Here is a 10,640-nt window from a genome sequence, read left to right as displayed (position 1 = left end):
CCGGGCAGCCCGCCGACGACCATGATCAGCTCGCGCGTGCCGAGCGTGGCGGCCTCGACGATCGCGCGGCGGTTGTCGTCGAGCGCCGCCGTGGCGTCGCCCTCGTCATCCGCGGTGAGGAACCCGCCGCGGCACAGTGACGAGACGCGCAGGCCGGCGTCGGCGACGATCTTCGCGGCCTCCGTGACACCGGCCTCCTGCACACGGTCGCGCCAGACGCCGAGCGCGGGCAGCCCGGCTCGGACGGCTCCGTCGACCGCCTCCTGCAGGGTCCAGCGCTTGGTCGTCGCGGTGTTCAGCGACAACCGGCTGAGGTCGGTGCTCACAGGCTGATCGTCGGGACGTCGAGCCTGCGGCCCTCCGCCGACGACTGAAGGCCCAGCTCGGCCAGCTGCACACCGCGGGCGGCCGACAGCAGGTCGAACCGGTGGGTGCGGCCGGCGACGACGTCGCGCAGGAACTCCTCCCACTGCAGCTTGAAGCCGTTGTCCAGGTCGCCGTTGGCCGGCACCTCCAGCCACTGGTCGCGGAACGACTCGGTGACGGGCAGGTCCGGGTTCCACACGGGCTTCGGTGTGTGAGCGCGCTGCTGGGCAACGCACTTGTTCAGCCCCGCGACCGCCGMGCCGTGCGTGCCGTCGATCTGGAACTCGACCAGCTCGTCGCGGTACACGCGGACGGCCCAGGACGAGTTGATCTGCGCGACGACGGGGTCGCCGCCGGGGGTCTCGATCTCGAAGATCCCGTAGGCGGCGTCGTCGGCGGTGGCGTCGTACGCCGTGCCCTGCTCGTCCCAGCGCGTCGGGATGTGCGTCGCGGTCTGCGCGTTCACCGTCCTGACCGTGCCGAGGATGCCCTCGAGCACGTAGTTCCAGTGGCAGAACATGTCGACGACGATGCCGCCGCCGTCCTCCTTGCGGTAGTTCCAGCTGGGGCGCTGGGCCTCCTGGCCGTCGCCCTCGAACACCCAGTAGCCGAACTCGCCGCGCAGCGACAGGATCCGGCCGAAGAAGCCCTCGTCCACCAGGCGGCGCAGCTTGACCAGGCCCGGCAGGTACAGCTTGTCGTGCACCACGCCCGCGGTGACGCCCGTGCTTTCGCGCAGACGGGCGAGGTCGATCGCCTCGGCCAGCGTCTCGGCCGTCGGCTTCTCGGTGAAGATGTGCTTGCCGGCCTTCATCGCCGCGGTGAGCGCGCTGTAGCGGCGGCTCGTCACCTGGGCGTCGAAGTAGATGTCGACCGTCGGGTCGTTGATGACCGAGTCGGCGTCGGTGGTCCAGTGCTCGATCCCGTGCAGCTCCGCCAGCTCGCGCACCTTGTCGGCGTTGCGTCCGACGAGGATCGGCTCCACCTGCACGCGGGTGCCGTCCTCGAGCGTGACGCCTCCCTGGTCGCGGATCGACAGGATCGAGCGGACGAGGTGCTGGCGGTAGCCCATCCGGCCGGTGATGCCGTTCATCCCGATGCGCAGGGTGCGGGTCGTCATGAGTGCTCCGAGTGTTCTGGACCGCGGTGTCGGTCGGAGTGGGAATGCGCTTTCCACTGTAGCGCATGCCGCTCCGGTCGCGTCAAGGCTCGGGCCCGGATGCACGCCGGACGCGCGCCCGAAGCGCCCCCGACGCGCCCCCGACGCGCCCCCGACGACCCCTCGACGCGCCCCCGACGCGCCCTCGACGCGCCCTCGACGCGCCCCCGGCGAGCGCCCTCGACGCACCCTCGACGGGCCCCCGACGCGCCCCCGGCGAGCGCCCTCGACGCACCCTCGACGCGCCCCCGACGCGCCCCGACGTGCGCCCGACTACAGCTCGGCCCGCCCACCTACGCGTCCGGCATCAGGGATGCGTGAAGACTTCGTTCCGCTGGGTGCGACGAAGTCTTCACGCGAGCCGCCCGCCCGACCGCGGACCCTCGAACGCGCCGCTGACAGTGGTGAGGCTCCCGCACTCCGAACCCGACGAAAGTCCCTCTGACGCGCACGGCGGACCATCCGCGTGCCGACGCAGTCCTCAGACTCGCGTGGTCACCAGGTTCGCGACGGCCGCCCGCACGGCGGACCGGAAGGCCGCCGAGTCGGCCAGGTCGTCCCCGAACACCGCGCGCACGTCGAGCATCCGGTCGGCCAGCGAGTCGAGCGGTCCCGCCGCCGCGTCCGCGAGGGTGGCCGCCATCGGGTCGTCGAGCGGCACCCGGCGACCGTCGACCACGAGCTCGCCCTGCGTCGTCGCGCGCACATAGGCGATCCACGCGGCGACGGTCACGGCGGCGGCGGTCGGGGTTGCCCCCTCGGCGAGCCGGTCGCGGACCGTGCCGAGCAGGCGCTGCGGGAGCTTCTGCGACCCGTCCATCGCCACCTGCACGGTGGTGTGCCCGGTGTTCGGGTTGGCGAACCGCGCGAGCACGTCGTCCCGGTACCGCGTGAGCTCCATGCCGTCCGGCGCGACGAGGGTGGGCAGCACGTCCTCGTCGACCAGGGCCCGCACCGCGGCGGTCAGGTCGGGGTCGGCCACCGCCTGGGCGATCGTCGCGTGCCCGCGGAGCGCGCCCAGGTAGGCGAGCGTCGAGTGGCTGGCGTTGAGGACCCGCAGCTTGGCGCGCTCGTACGGTGCCACGGCGGACGTCAGGGTCGCCCCGGCGAGCTCCCAGGCGGGTCGCGGACCCGCGAAGTCGTCCTCGACCACCCACTGAGTGAAGGGCTCGCCCACCACCAGGCCGGCATCGGTGAGCCCGAGGAGCGATGTCGCCTCGGCACGGTGGGCGTCCGTGGTGGCCGGCACGATCCGGTCGACCATCGTCCCGGGGAAGCGGACCGACGCATCGATCCACTCGCGCAGCCGCCGGCCGGCGGGCATCGCGTCGAGGGTGGTGCCCACGAGCGCGGCCAGCACGGCACCGTTGTCGGCGAGGTTGTCGCAGCAGACGACCGTCAGCGGACCCGCGTCGGCCCGCGCCCGCTGGGCGAGCCCGCGCAGGAGCAGCCCGATCGGTGAGCGCGCGGCGGAGTCGGTTCGCCGACCGCGCAGGTCCTCGGCGAGGGCGTCCAGGTCGGCCGACAGGTCGGGATCCGTCAGGTCCGGGCCGCCGTCGGCCGCGCGGCGGTAGCCCTTCTCGGTCACCGTGAGCGTCACGACGTGGGTGGCCGGTGCCGCGATCGTCTCCAGGACCCGTGCGGTGTCGGTCCCGGGGAACGCCACACCGAGCAGCGACCCGACGAGCCGCAGCGACGTCTCGGACGTGCCCTTGGTCAGCACGCCGTAGAGGCCGTCCTGCGGCGCGAGCTGCTCGACCACGCGCGCACTGCGCTGCGTGACGCCGAGGATCCCCCAGTGGTTCTCGCCGGCAGCCGCGGCGGCGTCCTCGGTGTAGACCGCCTGGTGCGCGCGGTGGAACGCCCCGAGGCCGAGGTGCACCAGCCCGACGGTGACCTCAGAGGGATCCACCGCCGGCAGTCGGACGCCCGAACGCGTCGCGTCGATGCCCGAGAGAGTCGTCCGAGAGAGCCGGCGCGGAGTCATCCGCCGACCTCGGACGTCTGCGTGCTCGCGACACCCGTCGACGCGCGGACCACCAGCTCGACCCCGATGAGGACCGATGGCGGCGTCCCCGCACCCGGATCGCGTCCGGCGTCGGCCGTGCCCAGCGCCAGGGCCAGGGCCGACTCCGTCGCCGTCGGCACCTGACCGACCTCCACCAGCAGGTCCACCGCCGCGCGGCCGAGGCGGGCGAGCGGGACCGTGACGGTGGTGAGTGCGGGCGACACGAGCGTCGCCGCCGGGATGTCGTCGTACCCCACCACCGAGACGTCCTCGGGAACCCGGACCCCCCGTGCGCGGAGCCTGCTGAGGATGCCGAGCGCCAGCAGGTCGTTGTGCGCCAGGACCGCGGTGACCCCGCTGGCCGCCACGAGGTCACCTGCCGCGACACCTCCGCCGAACAGGGGAGGGAAGTGGCCGAGGTCGGTCACCTCGACGCTGCGCAGACCGTGCGACGCGTGCTCGAGGCCGTGCCTGCGCTGGGAGTCGGACCACGAGCCGACCGGGCCACCGGCGTAGCCGATGCGGCGGTGGCCGAGCGCGTGCAGGTGCCGGACGGCCTGGCGGACGCCGTCGGCGTTGTCGATCACCACGGACGGGTGGCCACCGTGCAGGCGGTTGACGAGGAGCAGCGGGACGTCGTCGTCGAGGACGTCGTGGGACAACCGGTCGAGCTCGAGGTCCGACATGCGCGGGGAGCACAAGATGACCCCGTCCACCTGGGCGCCGAGGTGCCCGACCAGCTCCGCCTCGAGGCGAGGGTCCTCCTCGGCGTCGGCCACGAGGAGCGCGAAGCCGAGGGCGCGGGCGCGCGCCTGGACACCCTTGGCGACGGCTGCGAAGAACGGGTTCTCCAGGTCCGGCACCACCAGGCACAGGTTGCCTGTCCGGCCGGTGATGAGCTCCCGGGCGGCGCGGTTGGGGCGGTAGCCCAGCTCCCGCGCGACCTGCTGGACGTGCTCACGCCGCGCGGGTGCCACCAGATCGGGCGCGCTGAGCGCCCGGGACGCCGTGGCCGGCGAGACCCCGGCGGCGCGCGCGACGTCGCGCAGCGTGACCACCACGTGCCCTCCTCGCTCGACCCCGGATCGGATGAATGCGATTTCAGCACGGTTCGTCGTCCGGTGGCAACCGTCGTCCCGAGATGCGGGACCGCGGAGCATGGGGGCTTGTGATCGGCGCGATCACCTGGTTTGCTGCGATGAATGCGTTTGCACCGCGCGTCATCGCACACCGCGGTGGGACGGTCCGAGGAGGAGTCGATGGTGAGCAAGACCGGGTGGACGTTGCACCCTGACCGGGCCTTGCCCAGCGACCCGTCCGTGCGCCCGATCGCGCGGGAGATCCTGGCGACGACCGCCTCCCTCCCCATCGTCTCCATGCACGGGCACGTCGACGCGGGCGTGCTGGCGCGGGACGAGCCGTTCGCGGACCCCGCCTCCCTCCTGGTCACGCCCGACCACTACCTGGTGCGCATGCTTGTGTCCCAGGGCGTGCCGCACGACGCCCTCGGGGTCGGCCGTCGGGACCGACCAGGAGTCACCGCGGACCCACGCGAGGTCTGGCGCACGTTCGCCACCCACTGGCCGCTGTTCCGCGGGACGCCCACGCGCTACTGGCTCGAGCACGAGCTGGTCGAGGTTTTCGGGGTGGACGAGCGCCCGTCCGCCGACTCCGCCGACCGCCTGTACGACCTCATCTCCGAGCGCCTGGAGAAGCCGGCGTTCCGCCCTCTGGCCCTCTTCKACCAGTTCGGCATCGAGATCCTGGCGACCACCGACGCAGCCACCGCGACGCTCGCCGACCACGCCGAGCTGGCCGACCGCGGTTGGGGCGACCGGATCGTGCCCACGTTCCGGCCCGACGCCCTGCTGCACCTCGACCGCCCCGGCTGGCGCGCAGACGTCGCGCTGCTCGAGGAGCGCTCTGGCGTGAGCATCGGCGGGTACCGCGACCTGCTGCGCGCGCTCGAGGAGCGACGGCGCGCGTTCGTCGCAGCGGGCGCCCGCGCGMCCGMCCACGGCCMCCTGTCCGCGGACACGACGCCGCTGAGCGAGACCGCGGCGGAGCGGATCGTCGCGGACGCGCTGCGGGGGCAGATAGTCGCGGACGACGCCCGGGCGTTCTCCGGTCACATGCTCTTCGAGATGGCGCGGATGTCCGCCGAGGACGGGCTGGTCATGCAGCTGCACCCGGGCGTCCTGCGCGACCACGACCGGGCGGTCGCCGACCTGCGCGGACCCGACGTCGGCTACGACATCCCAGTGCCGACCGAGTACGTCCGCGGATTGCGCCCCGTCCTCGAGGCGTTCGGTCACCACCCTGGTCTGCGGCTCGTGCTCTTCACGGTCGACGAGGACACGTTCAGCCGCGAGCTCGCCCCGATCGCCGGCGTCTACCCGGCCGTCCGGCTCGGCGCCCCGTGGTGGTTCCTGGACACGCCGGACGGCATGCGGCGGTTCCGCGAGGCCGTGACGGACACCGCCGGGTTCGCCAACACCACCGGCTTCGTCGACGACACCCGTGCGTTCTGCTCGATCCCCGCGCGGCACGACCTGGCCCGGCGGATCGACGCCGGGTTCCTCGCGCGTCTGGTCGCGGAGCACCGGCTGGACCTCGACGAGGCGATCGACACCGCCGTCGACCTCGCCTACCGGATCCCGCGCGGAGCGTATGCTCCTCCGAGTTCGGCAAACGCTTTCCCGCGCAGCAGCAGCGGGCACGAGCACGGTGCGAAGGAGCACAAGTGAGCGACATCCTGCAGCGCCTCGCGGCGCACCGCCTGGTACCGGTCGTGGTCATCGACGACGCGGCCCACGCGGACGCCCTGGCCCAGGCCCTGGTCGACGGGGGCCTCCCCGTCGCCGAGGTCACGTTCCGGACGCCGGCCGCGGCGGAGGCGATCCGCGTGATCGCTGCGCGCGGGGACGTCCTGGTCGGCGCCGGCACCGTGCTGACGCCCCAGCAGGTCGACGCGGCCGTGGCCGCCGGCGCGTCCTACGTCGTCTCGCCCGGCACCAGCCGCGCGGTCGTCGAGCGCTGCCTGGAGCACGGCATCCTCGCGCTGCCCGGCGCGGTCACGGCCACGGAGGTGCAGGCCGCGCTCGAGCTCGGTCTGACCACCGTGAAGTTCTTCCCCGCCGGCACGTCCGGAGGGGCCAAGGCGGTGGCGGCCCTCGCGGCACCCTTCGGCGACGTCGGCTTCGTCCCGACCGGGGGCATCGGCCCGGGCAACCTCGCCGAGTACCTCGCGCTGCCCTCCGTCCGCGCGGTCGGCGGATCCTGGATGGTGCCGCGCGACCTCATCCGCGGCGGGGACCTCGATGCCGTCCGTGATCTCACGGCCGAGGCCGTCAGCCTCGTTGCCCACCCCTGAGCTCGCCCACCCCTGAGCCCGCCCACCCCTGACCTCGAGCGCCCCCGAAGGAGCGTCACCCATGTCCGACCTGGTCATCCGCCCCGCGGCCGAGACCCGCTACGACGCCGTGTCGCTCGGCGAGGTCATGCTCCGCCTCGACCCCGGCGAGGGGCGCATCCGGACCGCCCGCTCGTTCCGCGTGTGGGAGGGCGGCGGTGAGTACAACGTTGCCCGCGGCCTGCGCCGCGCGTTCGGGCTACGGACCGCGATCGTCACCGCGCTCGCGGACAACGAGGTCGGCCGGCTGGTCGAGGACTGCATCCTGACGGGCGGCGTGGACACGTCGTTCGTGCGCTGGATCCCGTACGACGGGGTCGGTCGGGCCGTGCGCAACGGGCTCAACTTCACCGAGCGCGGCTTCGGCGTGCGGGGGGCGGTCGGGGTCAGCGACCGCGGCCACACCGCGGCAGCCCAGCTGGCGCCCGGGGACGTCGACTGGGAACACCTGTTCGGCGAGCTCGGCGTGCGCTGGTTCCACACCGGCGGCATCTTCGCCGCATTGTCCGACAGCGCGGCCGAGACCGTGATCGAGGCCGTCACCGTCGCCCGCAAGCACGGGACGATCGTCAGCTACGACCTCAACTACCGGCCGAGCCTCTGGAAGGCGGTCGGTGGCCAGGCTCGCGCGCAGGAGGTCAACCGGACCATCGCTCCGCAGATCGACGTGATGATCGGCAACGAGGAGGACTTCACCGCCTCGCTCGGCTTCGAGGTCGAGGGCGTCGACGAGAACCTGTCGTCACTCGAGCTCGACTCGTTCGCCGCGATGATCGATCGCGTGGCCGAGGCGTACCCGAACTTCCAGGTGATCGCGACGACGCTGCGCACGGTGCACTCCGCGACGGTGAACGACTGGGGCGCGATCGCCTGGTCGAAGGGCACYGGACTGGTCAGCGCGACGCACCGCGAGCGTCTAGAGATCCTCGACCGGGTCGGCGGCGGGGACTCGTTCGCCTCCGGGCTGGCCTACGGCCTGCTCGCCGGGGAGGACCTGCAGACTGCTGTCGAGTACGGAGCCGCGCACGGAGCCCTGGCCATGACGACGCCGGGCGACACGACGATGGTCAGCAAGGCGGAGGTGCTCAAGCTCGCCGGTGGCGGGGGCGCGCGCGTCGACCGCTGAGCCTCGCGCGGGCCCCGCGCGGACGGAGGGCACCGGTTGGTCCGTGTCCGACAGGCGGCGCCCACCACAGGCGTGGTGCACTGAGCCTGCACCCGCACCGTCTGCACCACCCGGAGGTCCTCGCCGTGAGCCACTCGATGTTGCCGTCAGCGATGCCTGGAGCGTCACTCGAGCTGGACCCCGAGGGTCGCCTGCTGTGCCCCGCGTGCCGGGCGACCACGCTCGACGTGTCGAGGACCGAGCAGGTCGACGGCGTGCCGTGGGTCAACCACTCGCTGGTGTGCCGCGCGTGCGGCACCACCTCGCGGCTCGCGCTCGTGGGCGCGTTCGGTCAGACCGTCCTGCGCTGGCTGGACGACTGAGACTCGGCGCCGGCTGGACGCAGTGAGAGATCAGACCGTCCTGCGCTGGCTGGACGACTGAGACTCGGCGCCGGCTGGACGCAGTGAGAGATCAGACCGTCCTGCGCCGGCTGGACGACTGAGCGCCGACCGGCTGAGACCGGGTCAGGTGACCGCGCCGAGCTGCCACGGCACGAACTCGTCAGAGCCCAGGTCCAGCTCCTCGGACACGGTCTGCCGCCCGGACGCGACGGCGATGATCAGCTCGAACAGCTCTTCGCCGACGGACGTGACGGTTGCGGTGCCGTCGACGATCCGCCCGGCGTTCAGATCCATGTCCTCGGTCATCCGCAGGTAGGTCGCGGTGTTCGTCGCGACCTTGATGGACGGCGTGGGCTTGCAGCCGAGCACGGACCCGCGGCCGGTGGTGAACACGACGACCGTGGCGCCGCCGGCGACGAGGCCGGTGACGGAGACGGGGTCGTACCCGGGGGTGTCCATGAACGTAAACCCGCGGGCGGTCACCTTCTCGGCGTACTCGTAGACCTCGACCAGCTCGGCGGTACCGCCTTTGGCCACGGCGCCGAGCGACTTCTCGAGGATCGTGGTCAGCCCGCCCGCCTTGTTGCCGGGCGACGGGTTGTTGTCCATGGTGCCGCCGCCGGCGGCGGTGTAGCCCTTCCACCAGTCGAGGCGGTCGAGGAGCTTCTGCCCGACGTTGCGGGACACTGCCCGGCGCAGCAGGAGGTGCTCGGCGCCGAACACCTCGGGCGTCTCGGCGAGCACCGACGTGCCGCCGCGGGCGACCAGCAGGTCGGACGCGTGACCCAGCGCGGGGTTGGCGGTGATGCCGGAGTACCCGTCGGACCCGCCGCAGTTGAGTCCGAGGATCAGCTCGGACACGGGTGCGGGGGACCGGCGCAGGGCGTCGATGCCCGGCAGCATCGCCTCGATGGCCGCCACGCCGGCGCGCACGGTGGCGCGGATCCCGCCCGTCTCCTGGATGACCAGCGTGGTCACGGGCTTGTCGGCGGGCAGGTCGAGCCCGTCCAGGAGCGACTGCGCGGGGAGCATCTCGCAGCCCAGGCCGAGCACGAGCAGCCCGGCGATGTTGGGGTGGTCGGCGTACCCGCGCAGGGTCCGCCGCGTGATCTGGGCGCCCTCGCTCGTGGGGACCAGCCCGCAGCCGGTGTCGTGGGTGAGCGCGACGACCCCGTCGACGTGCGGGAACGCGTCGAGGACCCGGCCGCGGAACTGGTCGGCGATCAGCCGGGCGGTCGACGCGGAGCAGTTCACGGACGTGACGATGCCGACGTAGTTGCGGGTGCCCCACCGGCCGTCGCTGCGCAGGTACCCGTCGAAGGTGCGCACCGGACCCTCGGGGAGCGGGAGAGTGACGCGAGCGGTGCCGAACTCGTAGGCGCGCGCGTCGTCGTCCATGCCCAGGTTGTGCGAGTGCACGTGGTCGCCGACGGCGATGTCCCGCGTGGCACGGCCGATGGACTGCCCGTACTTGTGCACCGGGGCGCCCTGCGGCACCGCGCGGACGGCGACCTTGTGCCCACGCGGAACGCTCTGGGTGACGACGAGCGACCCGAGCGCGGTCCCGGACTGCAGGTCGCGCGTGGCCACGCCGACGTCGTCGTCGGGGCGCAGCACCAGGACGGCGTCGGCCAGGGCGAGCGTCGTCGTCACCAGGGCAGGATATCGCTTTCCGAGAGAATGCACCGGCGAGCCCACCCCGAACGTGCCGCTCACCAGCGGCAAGCGCCTACCCTCCTGACATGGCCGCATCCGTGACCCTCAGCGACGTCGCACGCGAGGCCGGTGTCTCGCTCGCCACCGCCTCCCGCGCGATCAACGGCAGCGCCAACCGCACGGTCCGTGCCGACCTGCGCGACCGCGTGCTCGCCGCGGCGGCCCAGCTGCGCTACACGCCGGACGCCAACGCGCAGGCGATGGCCCGCGGACGGACGACCTCCCTCGGCCTCGTCGTGCACGACATCGCCGACCCATACTTCTCCTCGATCGCCGCGGGCGTCACCCGCGCCGCCGACCGCGCGGGCCTGCAGGTGACCCTCGCGAGCACCCAGCACGACCCCAGCCGGGAGAGCGGGCTGGTGGACCTGCTCAAGCGGCAGCGCGCCCGCGCGATCGTCATCGCGGGTGGTCGCCTGGACGACGAGGCGACGAACGACGAACTGCGCGCGGCGCTCGCCGACTACTAC

10 protein-coding genes are annotated in these 10,640 nt (G+C 73.0%); 5 read left to right on the top strand and 5 right to left on the bottom strand.

Going from position 1 to position 10,640, the window contains the following annotated elements; genetic code table 11:
- From AC1DUQ_RS09540 to AC1DUQ_RS09525, 4 genes are all read right to left on the bottom strand, one after another.
- Nucleotides 1-326: sugar phosphate isomerase/epimerase family protein (locus AC1DUQ_RS09540; protein WP_477073704.1), on the bottom strand; the 326-nt coding region annotated here is incomplete at its 3' end.
- The gene (locus AC1DUQ_RS09535; RefSeq protein WP_477073703.1) at nucleotides 323-1,486 is read right to left on the bottom strand and encodes a Gfo/Idh/MocA family protein; all 1,164 of its coding nucleotides are present in this window, start codon (nucleotides 1,484-1,486) and stop codon (nucleotides 323-325) included. The genes AC1DUQ_RS09540 and AC1DUQ_RS09535, both read right to left, overlap by 4 nt.
- A 520-nt stretch (nucleotides 1,487-2,006) precedes the next feature.
- A complete protein-coding gene (locus tag AC1DUQ_RS09530; RefSeq protein ID WP_477061011.1) occupies nucleotides 2,007-3,437 on the bottom strand; it encodes a mannitol dehydrogenase family protein in 1,431 nt (476 codons plus the stop codon).
- A 71-nt stretch (nucleotides 3,438-3,508) separates the two neighbouring features.
- Nucleotides 3,509-4,594: a LacI family DNA-binding transcriptional regulator gene (locus AC1DUQ_RS09525; RefSeq protein WP_477061012.1), complete on the bottom strand. Its 1,086-nt coding sequence runs from the start codon at nucleotides 4,592-4,594 to the stop codon at nucleotides 3,509-3,511.
- A 198-nt stretch (nucleotides 4,595-4,792) separates the two neighbouring features.
- On the opposite strand from AC1DUQ_RS09525, the gene uxaC reads away from it, so the two are divergent.
- The 4 genes from uxaC to AC1DUQ_RS09505 all read left to right on the top strand — a co-directional run bounded on the left by uxaC (nucleotide 4,793) and on the right by AC1DUQ_RS09505 (nucleotide 8,433).
- The gene (gene uxaC, locus AC1DUQ_RS09520) at nucleotides 4,793-6,280 is read left to right on the top strand and encodes a glucuronate isomerase (RefSeq protein ID WP_477073702.1); all 1,488 of its coding nucleotides are present in this window, start codon (nucleotides 4,793-4,795) and stop codon (nucleotides 6,278-6,280) included.
- Nucleotides 6,277-6,906 (top strand): bifunctional 4-hydroxy-2-oxoglutarate aldolase/2-dehydro-3-deoxy-phosphogluconate aldolase, encoded by a 630-nt coding sequence (gene eda / locus AC1DUQ_RS09515; RefSeq protein WP_477061014.1) that lies wholly within the window; start codon nucleotides 6,277-6,279, stop codon nucleotides 6,904-6,906. The genes uxaC and eda overlap by 4 nt, the downstream gene beginning before the upstream one ends.
- A gap of 61 nt (nucleotides 6,907-6,967) precedes the next feature.
- Nucleotides 6,968-8,071: a PfkB family carbohydrate kinase gene (locus tag AC1DUQ_RS09510; RefSeq protein WP_477061015.1), complete on the top strand. Its 1,104-nt coding sequence runs from the start codon at nucleotides 6,968-6,970 to the stop codon at nucleotides 8,069-8,071.
- A gap of 152 nt (nucleotides 8,072-8,223) precedes the next feature.
- Entirely contained in the window at nucleotides 8,224-8,433 is a 210-nt protein-coding gene (locus tag AC1DUQ_RS09505; protein ID WP_477061016.1) for a hypothetical protein, read from the top strand.
- Between the two features lie 144 nt (nucleotides 8,434-8,577).
- Here the strand turns inward: AC1DUQ_RS09505 and AC1DUQ_RS09500 are convergent, their stop codons facing one another.
- On the bottom strand, nucleotides 8,578-10,107 hold the full coding sequence (locus AC1DUQ_RS09500; protein ID WP_477061017.1) for a UxaA family hydrolase: 1,530 nt from the start codon (nucleotides 10,105-10,107) through the stop codon (nucleotides 8,578-8,580).
- 89 nt (nucleotides 10,108-10,196) lie between these two features.
- Between AC1DUQ_RS09500 and AC1DUQ_RS09495 the strand changes: the two genes are divergently transcribed.
- A partial coding sequence (locus AC1DUQ_RS09495; protein WP_477073701.1) for a LacI family DNA-binding transcriptional regulator occupies nucleotides 10,197-10,640 on the top strand: 444 nt, incomplete at its 3' end.

This window comes from Cellulomonas sp. P4_B5_2 (assembly GCF_056402235.1).
This window is presented reverse-complemented; position numbering and strand designations above follow the sequence as displayed.